Genomic DNA, 15,380 nt, shown 5'->3' with positions numbered 1-15,380 from the left:
CCGGCCGGCGTGATGCCGGCCGGGGCGGCCAGGGGTGCGGACGGCGGACCTGCCGCCGCTGGGCGGACGGTCCGCCGGACCTCAGCCGAGCGTCGCGATCGCCTGGTTGAAGGTCGCCGACGGGCGCATGACGGCCGCGGCCTTCGCCGGGTCGGGCTGGTAGTAGCTGCCGATGTCGGCCGGGGAGCCCTGGACGGCGATCAGTTCGCCGACGATGGTCTCCTCCTGCTCACCGAGCGTCTTGGCGAGCGCCGCGAACGCCTCGGCGAGCTGGGCGTCGTCGGTCTGCGCGGCCAGCTCTCGGGCCCAGTAGAGCGCCAGGTAGAAGTGGCTGCCGCGGTTGTCGATACCGCCGAGCTTGCGGCTCGGCGACTTGTCCTCGTTGAGGAACGTGCCGGTCGCACGGTCCAGTGTGTCGGCGAGGACCTGGGCGCGCGCGTTGCCCGTGGTCTGCGCGAGGTGCTCGAAGCTGACCGCCAGCGCCAGGAACTCGCCCAGGCTGTCCCAGCGCAGGTAGTTCTCCTTGACGAGCTGCTGGACGTGCTTCGGGGCGGAACCGCCTGCGCCCGTCTCGAAGAGGCCGCCGCCGTTCATGAGCGGGACGACGGAGAGCATCTTCGCGCTGGTGCCCAGTTCGAGGATGGGGAACAGGTCGGTCAGGTAGTCGCGCAGCACGTTGCCGGTGACGGAGATGGTGTCCTCGCCACGGCGGATGCGCTCCAGCGAGAACGCGATGGCGTCCGCCGGGGTCATGATCTCGATCTGCAGACCGTCGGTGTCGTGCTCCGGGAGGTACGCCTTGACCTTGGCGATCAGGGCGGCGTCGTGCGCGCGGCCCTCGTCGAGCCAGAACACGGCCGGGGTGCCGGTCGCGCGGGCCCGGGTGACGGCGAGCTTCACCCAGTCCTGGATCGGCAGGTCCTTGGTCTGGCACATGCGCCAGATGTCACCGGCGCTGACGGCGTGCTCCAGGACGGCGTCGCCCTGGCCGTCGAGGACCCGCACCGTGCCGGTGACGGGGATCTCGAAGGTCTTGTCGTGGCTGCCGTACTCCTCGGCCTTCTGCGCCATCAGACCGACGTTGGGCACGGAGCCCATCGTCGACGGGTCGTAGGCGCCGTTGGCGCGGCAGTCGTCGATGACGACCTGGTAGATCCCGGCGTAGCTGCTGTCCGGGATGGTCGCCAGGGTGTCGGCCTCGCCGCCGTCCGGGCCCCACATGTGGCCGGAGGTGCGGATCATGGCGGGCATGGAGGCGTCGACGATGACATCGCTCGGTACGTGCAGGTTGGTGATGCCGCGGTCGGAGTCGACCATCGCCAGCGAGGGGCCTTCGGCCAGCTCGGCCTCGAAGGACTCCTTGATCTTGGCGCCGTCGGGCAGCGACTCCAGGCCCTTGAGGATGCCGCCGAGGCCGTCGTTCGGGGTCAGCCCGGCGGCGGCGAGCGTCGCACCGTGCTCGGCGAACGTCTTCGGGAAGAAGGCGCGGACCACATGGCCGAAGATGATCGGGTCGGAGACCTTCATCATGGTGGCCTTGAGGTGCACGGAGAAGAGCACATCCTCGGCCTTGGCGCGGGCGATCTGCGCCGTGAAGAACTCACGGAGCGCGGCCACGCGCATCACCGAGGCGTCGACGACCTCGCCGGCCAGGACGGGGACCGACTCGCGCAGGACGGTGGTGGTGCCGTCGTCCCCCGCGAGCTCGATCCGGAGCGAGCCGGGCTCGTCGATGACGACCGACTTCTCGGTGGAGCGGAAGTCGTCGCCGTCCATGTGGGCGACGTTCGTCTTCGAATCGGACGACCAGGCACCCATCCGGTGCGGGTGGGCCTTGGCGTAGTTCTTCACGGACGCCGGGGCGCGGCGGTCCGAGTTGCCCTCACGCAGCACCGGGTTGACGGCGCTGCCCTTGACCTTGTCGTACCGGGCGCGGACGTCCTTGTCCTCGTCGGTCTGCGGGTCGTCCGGGTAGTCCGGAAGCGCGTAGCCCAGCTTCTGCAGCTCCGCGATGGCGGCCTTCAGCTGCGGGATGGACGCCGAGATGTTCGGCAGCTTGATGATGTTCGCGCCGGGCGTCTTGGCCAGTTCACCGAGTTCGGCGAGTGCGTCCTCGACTCGCAGGCTCTCGTCAAGACGGTCGGGGAAACTGGCGATGATCCGCCCCGCGAGAGAGATGTCACGGCTCTCCACGGCCACACCGGCCGTCGAGGCGTACGCCTGGATCACCGGCAGGAACGAATACGTCGCCAGGGCCGGGGCCTCGTCGGTCTGTGTATAGATGATGGTCGAGTCAGTCACCGGGTGCTCCGCTCCACGTCTGCAACATTGCTCGACATCAAGATATCTCCTGAGCGCCCCCCTCTCGACAGGGCCCCACCCCCGGCGGCCGGGGCCCCGGGCGGGCGGGGCACGTACGCCAGGGCCGCCGGGGCCGTACGCCGGTCCGCCCGGAGGCGCCCGTCAGCGGGAGGAGCCGCACCGCCGGTACACATGGCCCTGCTCACCGGCCGGGGTCACCTCACGGTCACGCAGGGTGATGGAGAGTTTCGTTCCCCAGGCGCGGCAGGCGTGGTCGAAGGCCTTGGTGCCGTACTCGATGTCGAAGGCCCGGCCCTGGTAGGCGGTGGCGAACTCGGTGCACTCCTGGAAGCTCCCACACTCCTCGACCACGGCGAAGTCGAAGCCGATACGGTGGCGCTCGCCGAGCAGGTCGGTGGTGTTCTTCTGGGCGATGGCGAGACCCCGCCGGTGCGCGTGGGCGGCCAGCAGCCGGGCGAAGGACGCCGCGTCGTCCTCGGTCAGCAGACCGTGCGAGCGCTCGTAGGAGTCGAGGTTGTCGGGCTCCACCGCGTCGAAACCGGCGTCGGCGCAGCCGTCGATCCAGCGGCCGACGATGTCCGCGAGCGCCTTGCGCTCAGCCGCCCCCGAGATGTCGAGGAGGGGCTCCTGCCAGTCCTCGTCGACGACCGGCTTGCCGTGCCGGTCGCGCAGCAGCAGGTCGGGGTGGTGCTTCTGCCACCAGCCGATGGCGCTGCCGGGCTGCGACTGGAAGGCGTTGACGTAACAGATGTTGTACAGGCCGGGTGCGGGGTCGGCCGTGCGGTCGCGGGAGACCACCCGCACCCCGGCGGGCGGCCGGTACGGGCCGCCCAGCTGATAGTCGAAGGAGGCTCGGGCCGGGGGCTTGTGAACGCCGCTGTCCCGGGTGGAGGCCGCAGTGGTGGGGGTGGCACCGTCGCCGGGGCCACCGGAGGAACAGCCGGCCACGAGGAGGAGCAGCGCCGGGGCGAGGACACGGGCGGCGCGGCGGAGCAGCGAGGGGTGGTACGGAGAGGGCACGTCGGGGCTTTCGCGGTGGGAGCAGGGGAAGCTGATTTGATCATGGGAGCCGCCCCGGCGGCGAACCCCGCCTGTCCTGCCCTGTCCTGCCCTGTCCTGTCCTGCCCCCGTCCCGCCCTCTCCTGTCCTGCCCGGTACGGAGTCCGTCAGGACCGTGCGCGGTCCATCGCCTCCAGCACCTTGTCCGGGGTGAGCGGAAGGGAGCGCAGCCGGACGCCGATGGCGTGATGGAGGGCGTTGCCGACCGCGGCCGCCGTACCGACGATGCCGATCTCGCCGATTCCCTTGCTGCCCATCGGGTTGAGGTGCTCGTCCTCCTCGTCGATCCAGTGCGCCTCGACGGAGCGGACGTCCGCGCAGACCGGGACGTGGTACGAGGCGAGGTCGCTCTCCACGAAAGCGCCGGACGCGGGGTCGACGGTGCTGCCCTCCGTGAGGGCCATCCCGATGCCCATCACCATGCCGCCGATGAACTGCGCTCTCGCCGTACGGGAGTTGAGGATGTGTCCGGCCGCGAACACCCCCAGCAGCCGTCGGACACGTACCTCGCCCGACACCGGGTCCGCCTCCACCTCGGCGAAGTGGGCGCCGAAGGCGTGGCGCGCGTAGGGCACCGGCTCCCCGGCCTGCCCGCTGGTGTCGGCCGCGGCGTGCAGGCCGTCGGGCGGCAGCGCTCCCGGGTGTTCACCGAGCAGCTTCCCGAGTGAGGTGCAGGCCTGGTGGACCGCCCAGCCCCAGGACGCGGTGCCCGATGAACCGCCCGCGAGCGACGCGCTGGGCAGATCGCTGCTGCCGATGTCGACCGCCACGCGTTCCAGCGGTACGCCCAGCACACCGGCGGCGATCTGGGCCAGGACCGTGCGGGCTCCCGTGCCGATGTCGGTGGCGTTGATCCGTACCAGGAAGGTGCCATCCGGCGCCGCGTGCGCCGTCGCCTCGGACGGGGAGACGAGGACCGGGTAGGTCGCGGCGGCGACACCGGTCCCGATCAGGAGCCCGCCTTCCCGCCGGACACCGGGGCGGGGGTCCCGGCCGCTCCAGCCGAACCGCCGGGCCCCCTCCTTCAGGCAGTCGGTGAGGTGACGGCTGCTGAACGGCAGGCCGCTGTCCGGCTCGGTGTCCGGTTCGTTCCGCAGCCGCAGCTCCACCGGGTCCAGACCCGCCGCGAGGGCCAGTTCGTCCATCGCCGATTCCAGCGCGTACATACCCGGCGCCTCGCCGGGTGCCCGCATCCAGGAGGGGCTGGGGACGTCGAGGGCGGCGACGCGATGGGTCGTCAGGCTGTGCGGTGAGCGGTACATGATCCGCGCGGGGACGGCGGCCTGCTCCACGAACTCCTTGATCCGCGAGGTGTGGGTGATCACCTCGTGGGCCAGCGATGTGATCACGCCGCCGTCTTCCGCGCCCAGCCGGACGCGGTGCAGCGTGGGGGCACGGTGGCCGACCACCGCGGGCATCTGCCGGCGCGGCAGCGAGAGCGTCACGGGGCGCCCGGTGTGCCTGGCCGCCATGACGGCCAGCACCACCTGGGGGCGCGGGGTGCCCTTGGAGCCGAACCCGCCCCCGACGTGCGGGGAGTTGACGGTGATGTCGCTCTCCGGGGTGGCGAACAGCGTGGCGAGGGCCTGGCGGACCGCCGTCGCGCCCTGGCTGGAGTCATGCACGGTCAGATGTCCGCCGGTCCACTCCGCGGTGCTGGCATGGGGCTCCATCGGGTGGTTGTGGAGCGGGGGGACGGTGTACGAGACATCGACCCGGACGGGCGCCCGTGCGTACTCGGCGGCGAAGTCGCCGCGTTCACGGTCGGCGGGGAAGCCGCCGTTGGCTTCCTCCGGCGCGTAGATCGCGGGGTCGCCGGCCGCCAGCACCACATCGTGGGGGTCGCTCTCGTACTCCACCCGTACGGCCTGTGCTGCGGCACGCGCCCCTTCCAGGGTCTCGGCCACGGCGAGGGCGACGTACCACCCGTAGTGCGGCACCCGGTCGTTCTGGAGGAGGTCCAGGGTGGGGTCGTCGGTGGCTGCCAGCCGGGGCGCGTTGTCCGCGGTGAGTACGGCGATGGTGCCGGGGAGTGCCAGCGCGTCCCCGGTGTGCACGGCGCTGACCCGGCCGGAGGCGATCCTGGCGGGGACCGGCCAGGCGTGGACGCGGCCGGGCGGGGAGTGCTCGGCGGCGTAGGGAGCGGCGCCGGTGACTTTCGCCCGGCCTTCCCGGCGGTGCACGGGGGCGCCGGTCGTGGACGTGTGCTGGTTCACGGGGTGCTCTCCTCCTCAGCCGCGGTCCGCGAGACGGGCCAGGGTGTCGACGGCCAGATTGCGGGCGAGCCTTACCTTGAACGCGTTGCCGGACAGGGGGACGGCCTGGGCCAGTTCGGCGTCGGCCGCCCGCAGAAGGGTGCTCTCATCGGCCGGCGCTCCGGTGAGGACGGCCTCGGCGGTCGTGGCGCGCCAGGGTTTGTGCGCGACTCCTCCGAACCCGAGGCGGGCATACCGGATCAGGCCGTCGTCGCCGACTGCCAGAACGGCGGCGACGGAGACCAGGGCGAAGGCGTAGGAGGCGCGGTCGCGCGCCTTGCGGTACGCGGAGGGCATCCCGCCGGACGCGCCGGGGATCACGACCGAGGTGATCAGCTCCCCCGGCCGGATGACGGTGTCCTGCTCCGGGCGGTCGCCGGGGAGCCGGTGGAAGTCGGCCACGGGCACGGTCCGTTCGCCGCTGGGGCCGACGAGTTCGATCCCTGCGTCGAGGACCGCCAGGGCCACCGCCATGTCGGAGGGGTGCGTCGCCACACAGTGGGCGGAGTGGCCGAGGACGGCGTGGTCGCGGTTGACCCCTTCGACGGCGGCGCAACCGGACCCCGGTTCCCGCTTGTTGCAAGGCTGCCCGGTCTCCTGGAAGTACGGACAGCGGGTCCGCTGGAGCAGATTCCCTGCGGTGGTGGCCGCGTTGCGGAGCTGGCCCGAGGCGCCCGACAGCAGCGCCTGCGAGAGCACCGGCCAGTTACGGCGTACGGCAGGGTGGGCGGCGAGATCGCTGTTGCGTACGGTCGCCCCGACGCGGAGCCCGCCGCCGGGCAGTTCTTCGACCGTGCCGAGGGGCAGTCCGCTGACGTCGATGAGGTGGGCGGGGGTCTCCACACCGAGTTTCATGAGGTCGACGAGGTTGGTGCCGCCACCGATGAACCGGGCGTCGGGCAGCGAGAGGAAGCTGTGGAGGGCGTCATCGGTGGTACGGGCCTTCACATAGCCGAACGGCTTCACACGACCACGTCCTCGATGGCTTCGACGATACGGGGATAGGCACCGCACCGGCAGAGGTTGCCGCTCATGCGTTCCCGGATCTCGGCCGGGGTGAGCTCGGCGGGGCCTTCGTCCGCGAGAGCCTCCGCGGCCGTGGCGTGGGAGGGGTGCCCCGCGGCGGCTTCGGCCAGCACGCCGACCGCCGAACAGATCTGGCCCGGGGTGCAGTAGCCGCACTGGAACCCGTCCCGGTCCAGGAAGGCCTCCTGCACGGGGTGGGGGGTTCCGGCGCCGCCGAGCCCCTCGATGGTGGTGATGCCGACGTCCTGCTGGGCGACGGCCAGCAGGAGACAGCTGTTGACGCGGGATCCGTCGGCCAGCACCGTGCACGCGCCGCACTGCCCGTGGTCGCAGCCCTTCTTCGCACCCGTGAGCCCGATCTCCTGGCGGAGGGCGTCCAGGAGCGTAGTGCGGTGGTCCAGGTCCAGGGTGTGGGCCGCCCCGTTGATCCGCAGGGTCACCGTCGACCGCGTCGGCGGCTTGCCCGACGCTCCCTTTCCTGACGGCGCCTTTTCTGACGGCGCCTTTCCTGACGGGTTTCGCGGCCCGGTCGGTCCGCTGCTCGGCTGCATCCGTCCTGCACACCCTTTCTGGGGCGGGTCTTCTGGCTTCCTGGGGCGGGTCCTCCGGGAGGGGGCCTCCGGGAGGGGGCCTCCGGGTACGGTCGCGGGTCGGTCCGTGCGGTCTGTTCAGTCCATTCGGTCTGTTCAGTCCATTCGGTCTGTTCAGTCCATTCGGCCCGTTCGGTCCGAGGGAGGCGCCCGGCACTGGGCGCCGCCGCCCCCGCCGGGACCGGCCCGTGCGCTGTCAGTCCCGGGGGCCGTCCGCCGCCCCGTCCGGTTCCGCGCGGTGCGCCGGATGGCCGGGGGTGCGGCGGTCCTCCTTCATCTCTGCTTCGTACAGATGGCGCCGGCCGCCGGCGAGCCGGTCCCTGACCTTCTCCTCCAGGCGCTGGAAGGTGCGGTAGTAGCCGTCGTCGTACTCCTCGACAATCTGGAAGGTCCACCGGCCGGGGAGCACATTGCGTCCGATCAGTTCCCTGCTGATCTCGTCGGCGAGATCCGGATGGCCGGCGTCGCGCAGAAGTCCGACGACGTCGTCGAGACCCAGGTCGGCGTGGCCGGTCAGCTGATGGAAGCCGTAGAGGTGCCCACGGGCTCTTTCGGTGGTCTCCAGGGCCGCCGACATCCGTCCTGCGGCCTGCACGGCCTTTCTGTCGTACGGGGTCAGGGCTGCTTGCGAGCCTGCTCGCCCGCCCGCGAGGCGGCCTCCCGTTCGGAGCCGGCACCGGCGGTGCTGAGCCTGCCGCCCGCGCTTTCCAGATGGGCGCGGACGAACCACTGGAACAGTTCGAGGCTCCGCAGGTTCTCGATGAGCAGGTCCTGGGTCACCGGGTCGGGCTCTTCGGTGGCCCGTACGGCGGCGCGGTGGTCCTCGATGAGCTTGGTGTAGACGAGATCCAGGGCGCCGAGGTGTTCGATGGCTTCGGCCCGGCCGACGCTGTAGTCGTCCCAGGACCGTTCGGCGACCAGGACACCCGGCGTCCCGGGCGGCGACCCGCCGAGGGTGGAGATGCGCTCGGCGACCTTGTCGGTCATGTCCCGTACGGCTTCGACCTGCGGGTCGAGCATCTCGTGCACCGCGATGAAGTGCGGGCCGACCACATTCCAGTGAATATGCTTCAGCGTGAGAGCGAGATCGTTGAGTGCGTGCAGACGTGCGCGCAGCAGCTTGATGACCTCGCTGCCGTCGGCGCTGGACATGCCGGGGACCGTGTACTGGGGCGGGGGCGGATTCTTGCTCACCGGGGACCTCCTCATCGCCACGCGGGCTTCGACGGTGCCGCGCGGATCGGATCGGGCGCTGCTCCCCGTCATTCGAACACCGGCCGGGTCCGGGCGCGCGCTGTCGCCCGCCGGGAAGCGGCCATCCGGCCCAACGGCCGGGCTGTAGCGCCGACCTCTCCGGGCGACTGCCTCGGCGACCTCCCGGCTGCGACGGCGCGAGGGACAGCAGCGGGCGGCAGTGGGGCCCGCCGGCCGTTCTCCGGCCTGCTTCGCTCAGGACGGAACGGTGAAGTCCCGCATGATCTCGGTCACTTCGCCGTCGGGGACCTGGTCGAATACGTCGTACCACTCTCCGACCGCCTGGAAGACTCCGGGCTGGTGCAGGCAGATGACCTCGTCGGCCTCCTGGCGCAGGGCCGCGGTGCTGTCGGCCGCGCCCACGGGGACCGCCAGCAGCAGCCGGGCGGGTGCGCGGCCGCGCAGATGGCGCACCGCGGCGCGGGCGGTGACGCCGGTGGCGAGGCCGTCGTCCACGACGATCACGGACCGCCCCTCAAGTGCGGGGGGCGGCCGGCCCTGCCGGTAGAGGTCCTCCCTGCGGTGGAGTTCGGTGCGTTCGCGGGCGACCTCGGAGGCGAGCCGGTCCTCGCTCAGGCCGAGCCACCGCAGGGCCCCGCTGTCGAACACCGGCGGATCGTCGTCGGTGATCGCACCCACCCCTCTCTCCGGCTGCCCCGGCAGGCCGATCTTCCGGACGATGAGCACATCCAGCGGCGCATCCAGGGCCCGTGCGATCTCCGCGGCGACGGGCACTCCGCCCCGTGGAAGCGCCAGCACCAGGGGCCGGGGCAGACCGCCGGCGGCCGCTGCTGCGCGGAGCGGGGCGGCGAGCTCCCGCCCGGCTTGGCTCCGGTCGTGGAAACGCATGATCCCTTCCTCTCCGACAACTCCGTTCCCGGCGTACGGGCCGTACGGAACGGCCCGTACGGCGGCGATGTCACATCCCGGTGGGCCACGTCTCCTCCTCGCCGGTGCCCGGCAGTTCCCCGTGGAGCGGGGTGAGGGCCTGGCTGCGGTCCAGGTGGACGAAGGCGTCGTAGCGCTCGCCCGGCACGGTGGGGACGTAGTTCCCCCGCTTCTCGGCCTCCGGCCGGTAGACCACTCCGATGGCGCGGTGGTCCCGCTGCTCCTCGAACCACTCGGGGCCGCCACCGGCCGGCACTCCACTGCGGACACCTTCCGGGAACACGAAGAGCCCCGCGCCGCCGGGGAGCGCGCGGTGCAGCAGTTCCTCCACGCTGCCCGGCTGCGCCGGGGGCACCCGCAGGATGCCCGGGTCGTCGCCCCAGCGCCCGGCGGCGACCACGGTCCCGTCGTACGAGCCGAAACCGACCAGCACGACGCCTTCCGCGGCATGGCCCTCCCGGACGAGCTGGCCGAGGCTGACCAGTCCGGCCCCCGCCATGTCGGTGGCCCGCGCGTCTCCGACATGGGTGTTGTGCGCCCACACCACGGCCTTCGCGTCGGGGCCGTGGTGTTCCATGAGCCGGTCCAGAGTGCCGGCCATGTGGTGGTCGCGGATGTTCCAGGACTCCGGGCCGCCGCCCGCCACAGCCCGGTAGTACCGTTCGGCGCCCGCCAGCACCTCCGCGTTCTGCCGTGCGGTGAGCTGCGCGAGGCCGCCGCCCGCCGCCTCGGCGCCGGCCGTGACCCGCCGCAGCCGCACCAGCAGGTCGCGTACCTCACGCTCGCAGCCCGACGGTACGAAGCGGGTGGCGCGTGCGTAGGAGTGCGGGTCCCCGCCGTACGGCTCGAAACAGCGGAAGGCGTCCAGCGCGCCCGCCAGCTCGTCCGGGGCGTGTTCGTCGAGGTATCCGATCACCGCGTCCATCGACTCCCACAGGGAGTAGACGTCCAGGCCGAAGAAGCCCACACGTGAACGGCCGGGCGGCAGAACGAGGTTGTACTCCCGCAGCCAGCGGGCGAAGCGGAGCACATTGGTGTTGGCCCACATCCAGGTGGGCCAGCGGCCGAACTCCAGCAGTACGTCGAGCGGGTCGTCGGGGGCGTCCGGCTGCGCCGTGACCGAGGAGTGGACGGCCTGGCAGTCGGGCCAGTCGCCCTCGACCGCGACGAAGGAGAAGTCCTTCTCCTCGATCAGCCGACGCGTCAGCGCCGCTCTCCAGCGGTAGTAGTCGGTGCTGCCGTGGGATGCCTCCCCCAGCAGCACATAGCGGGCGTCACCGATCCGGTCCAGCAGCGGATCCAGCGAGGCGGCGCCGGTCAGCGGCTGCGCGCCCTCCCGGACCCGCTCGACCCGGGTCTTCGTCCCCGACCGACTGGAGGCCATGGCCGTTCCCTTCGCACCGACACCGTGCAGGGCCCATGAACTAGTCTCGCGCCGCCCCGGACCCGTAGTCCAACGCTCAGCCTTATCGAACGTGCACTCGTTCACGGAATTGTCTTTCCTTCCCGCGTGCAGTCCGGTGCAATTCCAGGCTTGCACCACTGCGGGCGCATGTGCGGAGGAGGATGTGTCCTGGGAAAGAAGCATCCTGGGAAGAATTCTTCCCCCCTCACAGCAGGCCCTTCAGCTGCCTCTCGCTGGACCGGGACACCCTGACGGCCTGCACCGCACCACCACAGAACCCGCGGAATGAGCCTCGCGTCCCGTCAGTCCCGGCGGAGCTGCCGACCGGTGGTGTCCGAGTCCGAGTCCGGCGCGCGGCGTTCCGGCGGCTGCGGCGCGGACATGTCCAGCAGGAGCAGGGCGTCGTGGTCGGGGGTGCCGGGTTCGGCGGTGTAGACGCCGATGCGCTGGCCGGGAGTGCCTTCCACCTGCAGGGACTGCGAGGTGAGGGTGACCGTGCCGACCTGCGGGTGCTGGAACGTCTTGTGGGCGGGCTTGCGCCCGGTTACCTCGTAACGCTCCCACAGGCCGGCGAAGTCGGGGCTCTTCAGGAGCAGTTCGCCGACGAGGTTGGTGAGGTCCGGTGCGTCGGGTGCGGCGCCGGCCATGGCGCGCAGGCGGGCGACGCATGCGGTGATCTGCCGGTCCCAGTCACCGAACAGATCACGGGCCGCGGGGTGCAGGAACAGGTAGCGGGCGAGGTTGCGGTGTTTGACGGGCCAGTCGTCCAGTCCTGCGTACAGGGCCAGACCGCCGGGGTTCCAGGCGAGCATGTCCATGCTGCGGCTGATGACGTAGGCCGGGTTCGGGCGCAGGGAATCGAGCAGCAGCTTGAGGTGGGGGCGCACGGTGCGGCTGGGCGCGGGCGGTGGCTCGGGGATGTAGCGCGCGGCACGGGCGGCCAGCTCGCGCAGGTGCTGGTGTTCCTGCTCGTCCATGTGCAGGGCCCGGGCGAGGGCATCAAGGACGGCGGGGCTGGGGCGGGTCTCCTTGCCACGCTCCAGGCGTACGTAGTAGTCGATGCTGATGCCGGCCAGCGTGGCCAGCTCCTCACGGCGTAGCCCGGGGGTGCGCCGGACCCCGGCGCCGACGGTGAGGCCGACGTGTCCTGGACTGGTCTGGGTGCGGCGGGCGCGCAGGTAGCGGCCCAGCTCGGCGCCTTCACTGTGCGCGCTCCTCGTTGCCATGTCTCCAGTCTCACTCGCGCCTGACCTGGTCCGCAGGGCCGAGGGGGGCCCTGTCGTTACCCCCGAAGAGCCCGCCCTGCCACAGCCGCGCCATCGGCGCGAAGCTGAAGGGGCAGGACGCCGCCGGCACCCGGCAACCCACGGGCCCGCGCAGGCACGGCCTGCCGGACCGGGCGGGAGTAGAGGCGCGGGGCGACACCACGATGCGAAGAGGACGACATGCGTTACATCAAACTGCGTGACCTGGAGGTTTCCCGGATCGGCCTGGGAGCGATGGGGATGTCCCATGGTTACACCGGGTCCGGCACGGACGACGCGGAGTCGATCAGGACGGTGCACCGTGCGCTGGAGCTGGGAATCGGCGGATTCTAGGGATCGTCGCAACACGTGGTCGGTTGTGTTAGGCGGCGAGTAGTTTATGCAGACGCTCGGCTGGGGTTTCCCAGCCGAGCGTTTTGCGTGGGCGTCCGTTGAGTTCGGCGGCGACGGCGGCCAGGTGTTCGTGGTTGTGGACGGACAGGCCGGTGCCCTTGGGGAAGTACTGCCGCAGCAGGCCGTTGGTGTTCTCGTTCGATCCGCGCTGCCAGGGGCTGGCCGGGTCGCAGAAGCAGACCGGGACGTTGGTGGCAAGGCTGAAGGCGTGGTGGGCTGCCATTTCTGAGCCTTGGTCCCAGGTCAGCGAGCGCGTCAGATGCGAGGGCAGACTCTGCACGGTCTTCACGAGCGCGTCGCGCATGTCCTCGGCGGTGCGGCCGTCGGGCAGGTGTACCAGCATCACGTAGCGGGTGGCGCGTTCGACGAGAGTACCGATGGCGGAGCCGTTGTCCTTCCCGATGATGAGGTCGCCTTCCCAGTGGCCGGACACCGCCCGGTCCTCCGCCTCGGCCGGCCGTTCGCTGATCATGACCATCGGGTGGCTGAAGCGCGGCTGCCGACTGGCCGCCTGCCGCTGGGGCCTACGACGTGCTCGCCCCGAGCGCAGGGCCCGGGCCACCTCGCGGCGTAGTTCGCCGCGGCCCTGGACGTAGAGGGCCTGGTAGACCGTCTCGTGAACCACGTGCATCTCCGGCCGGTCGGGGAACTGTGCACGCAGAGCGTTGCAGATCTGCTCCGGGCTCCACCGCAGGGTCAGGCGATGCTGGATGAAGTCCCGCAGCTCGGCGTTCTGCGCGATCTTGCCCACCTTGGGGCGGCGCCGACGGACGTCGGCACGGGCCTGGGCCGCGTGGGGACGGTAGTGCCGCTGACCACGGGGATCCGTGGTGCTGTTGCGGCGGATCTCCCGACTGACGGTGGACGGGCTGCGTCCCAGCTCGGCGGCGATCGCACGGATCGTGGCCTTCTCCCGCAGCCGGTCGGCGATGTGAAGGCGCTCGTCATCGCGCAAATACCGGCCCGACGACATGGCGACGGGCGCCTGCCCTTGCTGGGCAGGCGCCCGAAACCTGTCCGGATCGCTCCGGCCGTTGCGCCACTCGCGGCCGGTCCGTTCGTTGACGCCCACCAGCCGGGACGCCTCTTTGTTGCTATAGCCCTGTCGCACGAGCCGGAAGTATTCCTCCCGCTCCCGCCGCAACTTCATCGGCCCGTGAGCCTTTCGGACCTTCCGGATCTCGAAGTCCATCGCATCCCCTGAGCTGGGGTGTTGCGACGACCACTAGAACGCAAGCTCCCTACGGCCGGGGCTTCCCCGTGCAGCACGTCACCCTGGACAACGGCGAAAAATGCCGTCTACCGGGCATGGTCAGACCGCTCCTGCTCCAGCAGCTCCTCCAGATCGGAGAGGCGGTCCAGCCCACGCACCGCCCGGCTCATGCGCGCATTGTGTTCGAACCGGTCGCGGTGGCGGTGCAGAAGATTCCAGTACCCGGCCGTGAAGGGGCAGGCGTCCTCGCCGACCCGGACGGACGGCCTGTACCGGCAGGGACCGCAGAGGTCGCTCATACGGTCGATGTAGGCGCCTCCGGACGTGTACGGCTTGGTGGTCATCCGGCCCCCGTCCGCGTACTGCGACATGCCCACCACGTTCGGGACCATGACCCAGTCGTAGCCGTCGACGAAGCTGCGGTGGAACCAGTCGGTGACGGCCCTGGGCTCCCATCCGCGCTGGAGGGCGAAACTGCCCAGGACCATCAGGCGCGGGATGTGGTGCGTCCAGCCCGTCGTACGGACCTGGTCCAGGACGTGGCTGAGGCAGTTCGCCCCGGTCGCTTCGGAGGAGAGCTCCGTGAACCAGTCGGGCAGCGGCGCGTGGTGGCGCAGGGAGTTGCTCTCGCGGTACCGCGCGCCGAAGTACCAGTAGACGTGCCAGACGAACTCGCGCCATCCGGCGATCTGCCGTACGAATCCCTCGGCGCTGTTGAGCGGCACATCGCCCGACCGCCACCGCGCCTCGGCCCGTTCGACGCATTCGGCGGGGTCGAGCAGGCCGAGGTTGAGCGACGAGGAGAGCAGGCTGTGGCTCATCGTCGTGTCCCCGGCGAGCATGGCATCCTCGTACGCGCCGAACGTGGCGAGCCGGTGCCCGGTGAAGCGGCGCAGGGCGGCGAGCGCCTCCCGGCGGGTGGCCGGGAACCTGCGGGGCGCGTCCTCGCCCACGAACTCGATGTCCCCGTCGCGCGACCAGCGGTCGAGGTCGGACCGCACCTCGGCGTCGATGTCGCTCTCCCGGGGCCGGTAGGGCGCCGGAACTCCCAGGCCGGTGGCGCCGCGTGGCGGCGGCTGCCGGTTGTCGTGGTCCAGGTTCCAGCGGCCCCCGGCCGGCCGGTCCCCCTCCATGAGCAGGTCGTGCCGCTGCCGGACCCATCGGTAGAAGTCCTCCTGGCGGAGGCGTTTCGTGGAACGGCCGTCCGCCCACTCCCGGAACTCGTCGTGCGTCACGAGGAAGCCGCGCGGGGGCAGTACGCGTACGGAGGGCAGCGCCCGTACGAAGTCGTGAGCCGCGTGGGAGGTGGGGTGGTGCACGGTCACCGGCCCGTCTCCGACGGTCTCGCGCAGGCCCTCGCGGTAGGTGTCCGCCTTGATGTACCGCACCCGGTCGCCCAGCTCGGCGGCCCGGTGGCGCATCGCCGAGAGCACCAGATGGGCCTTGGCACGGTGGAACCGCCGCCGCCGCAGGACACTGCGGGCCTCGATCATCAGCAGCGGGGCGTCCCGGTGCGGGCCGCCCCGTGCGGGATCGAGGAAATGGGGGCCGAGCTGATCGCCGAACAGCCAGTGGGGGGTGCGGGACTCTCTCTCCGTCATACCGAACGCTCCGTTGACGATCTGTGGCCGGCCGGCACGCGCCGCACAGCGCGCCGCTTTCTGCACAGATCAAAGCGCACGACAGCGTGGGCCGTTCTCAGCACACGCC

Annotated in this window: 12 protein-coding genes and 1 pseudogene; 1 reads left to right on the top strand and 12 read right to left on the bottom strand. The window is 71.3% G+C overall.

Annotated features, from left to right (window positions below):
- Window positions 1–81: 81 nt before the first annotated feature.
- The 10 genes from ACWGKJ_RS12970 to ACWGKJ_RS12925 form a co-directional block, all read right to left on the bottom strand.
- Window positions 82–2,301, bottom strand: a complete 2,220-nt coding sequence (locus ACWGKJ_RS12970; protein ID WP_385031346.1) for an NADP-dependent isocitrate dehydrogenase — start codon at window positions 2,299–2,301, stop codon at window positions 82–84.
- A 162-nt stretch (window positions 2,302–2,463) separates the two neighbouring features.
- Entirely contained in the window at window positions 2,464–3,342 is an 879-nt protein-coding gene (locus tag ACWGKJ_RS12965; RefSeq protein ID WP_385031343.1) for an endo alpha-1,4 polygalactosaminidase, read from the bottom strand.
- 146 nt (window positions 3,343–3,488) lie between these two features.
- Window positions 3,489–5,597 carry a xanthine dehydrogenase family protein molybdopterin-binding subunit gene (locus tag ACWGKJ_RS12960; RefSeq protein ID WP_385031340.1) on the bottom strand — a complete coding sequence of 703 codons (2,109 nt, stop codon included), beginning with the start codon at window positions 5,595–5,597 and terminating at the stop codon, window positions 3,489–3,491.
- Window positions 5,598–5,612: 15 nt separating this feature from the next.
- Window positions 5,613–6,602 (bottom strand): FAD binding domain-containing protein, encoded by a 990-nt coding sequence (locus ACWGKJ_RS12955; protein WP_385031337.1) that lies wholly within the window; start codon window positions 6,600–6,602, stop codon window positions 5,613–5,615.
- On the bottom strand, window positions 6,599–7,213 hold the full coding sequence (locus ACWGKJ_RS12950; RefSeq protein ID WP_385031334.1) for a 2Fe-2S iron-sulfur cluster-binding protein: 615 nt from the start codon (window positions 7,211–7,213) through the stop codon (window positions 6,599–6,601). Before ACWGKJ_RS12950 ends, ACWGKJ_RS12955 begins: the two co-directional genes overlap by 4 nt.
- Window positions 7,214–7,448: 235 nt before the next feature.
- The gene (locus ACWGKJ_RS12945; RefSeq protein ID WP_385031355.1) at window positions 7,449–7,829 is read right to left on the bottom strand and encodes a hypothetical protein; all 381 of its coding nucleotides are present in this window, start codon (window positions 7,827–7,829) and stop codon (window positions 7,449–7,451) included.
- A gap of 38 nt (window positions 7,830–7,867) precedes the next feature.
- Window positions 7,868–8,461 carry a Dps family protein gene (locus ACWGKJ_RS12940; RefSeq protein WP_385031352.1) on the bottom strand — a complete coding sequence of 198 codons (594 nt, stop codon included), beginning with the start codon at window positions 8,459–8,461 and terminating at the stop codon, window positions 7,868–7,870.
- A gap of 240 nt (window positions 8,462–8,701) precedes the next feature.
- Complete coding sequence (locus ACWGKJ_RS12935; RefSeq protein WP_385031331.1) at window positions 8,702–9,355, bottom strand: phosphoribosyltransferase; 654 nt, start codon at window positions 9,353–9,355, stop codon at window positions 8,702–8,704.
- 70 nt (window positions 9,356–9,425) lie between these two features.
- Entirely contained in the window at window positions 9,426–10,778 is a 1,353-nt protein-coding gene (locus ACWGKJ_RS12930) for an erythromycin esterase family protein (RefSeq protein WP_385031328.1), read from the bottom strand.
- A gap of 323 nt (window positions 10,779–11,101) precedes the next feature.
- Window positions 11,102–12,025 (bottom strand): helix-turn-helix transcriptional regulator, encoded by a 924-nt coding sequence (locus ACWGKJ_RS12925; RefSeq protein ID WP_385031325.1) that lies wholly within the window; start codon window positions 12,023–12,025, stop codon window positions 11,102–11,104.
- Between the two features lie 219 nt (window positions 12,026–12,244).
- Here ACWGKJ_RS12925 and ACWGKJ_RS12920 point away from each other — a divergent pair.
- Window positions 12,245–12,385: pseudogene (locus ACWGKJ_RS12920) on the top strand (aldo/keto reductase); the annotation flags it as partial.
- A 40-nt stretch (window positions 12,386–12,425) separates the two neighbouring features.
- Here the strand turns inward: ACWGKJ_RS12920 and ACWGKJ_RS12915 are convergent.
- Both ACWGKJ_RS12915 and ACWGKJ_RS12910 read right to left on the bottom strand, forming a co-directional pair.
- A complete protein-coding gene (locus ACWGKJ_RS12915) occupies window positions 12,426–13,649 on the bottom strand; it encodes an IS30 family transposase (RefSeq protein ID WP_453315726.1) in 1,224 nt (407 codons plus the stop codon).
- Between the two features lie 107 nt (window positions 13,650–13,756).
- Entirely contained in the window at window positions 13,757–15,271 is a 1,515-nt protein-coding gene (locus ACWGKJ_RS12910; RefSeq protein ID WP_385031322.1) for a cryptochrome/photolyase family protein, read from the bottom strand.
- Window positions 15,272–15,380: the final 109 nt, after the last annotated feature.

This window comes from Streptomyces sp. NPDC054757 (assembly GCF_053612185.1).
The sequence above is the reverse complement of the archived record's forward strand: the minus strand, read 5'-3'. Positions and strand labels throughout refer to the sequence as shown.

What these genes read in the sequence shown, in the direction of transcription:
- ACWGKJ_RS12950 (WP_385031334.1), bottom strand. Translation starts at nt 7,213, where the DNA reads ATGCAGCCGAGCAGCGGACCGACCGGGCCGCGAAACCCGTCAGGAAAG.
- ACWGKJ_RS12945 (WP_385031355.1), bottom strand. Translation starts at nt 7,829, where the DNA reads ATGTCGGCGGCCCTGGAGACCACCGAAAGAGCCCGTGGGCACCTCTAC.
- ACWGKJ_RS12940 (WP_385031352.1), bottom strand. Translation starts at nt 8,461, where the DNA reads ATGAGGAGGTCCCCGGTGAGCAAGAATCCGCCCCCGCCCCAGTACACG.
- ACWGKJ_RS12935 (WP_385031331.1), bottom strand. Translation starts at nt 9,355, where the DNA reads ATGCGTTTCCACGACCGGAGCCAAGCCGGGCGGGAGCTCGCCGCCCCG.
- ACWGKJ_RS12930 (WP_385031328.1), bottom strand. Translation starts at nt 10,778, where the DNA reads ATGGCCTCCAGTCGGTCGGGGACGAAGACCCGGGTCGAGCGGGTCCGG.
- ACWGKJ_RS12925 (WP_385031325.1), bottom strand. Translation starts at nt 12,025, where the DNA reads ATGGCAACGAGGAGCGCGCACAGTGAAGGCGCCGAGCTGGGCCGCTAC.
- ACWGKJ_RS12915 (WP_453315726.1), bottom strand. Translation starts at nt 13,649, where the DNA reads ATGGACTTCGAGATCCGGAAGGTCCGAAAGGCTCACGGGCCGATGAAG.
- ACWGKJ_RS12910 (WP_385031322.1), bottom strand. Translation starts at nt 15,271, where the DNA reads ATGACGGAGAGAGAGTCCCGCACCCCCCACTGGCTGTTCGGCGATCAG.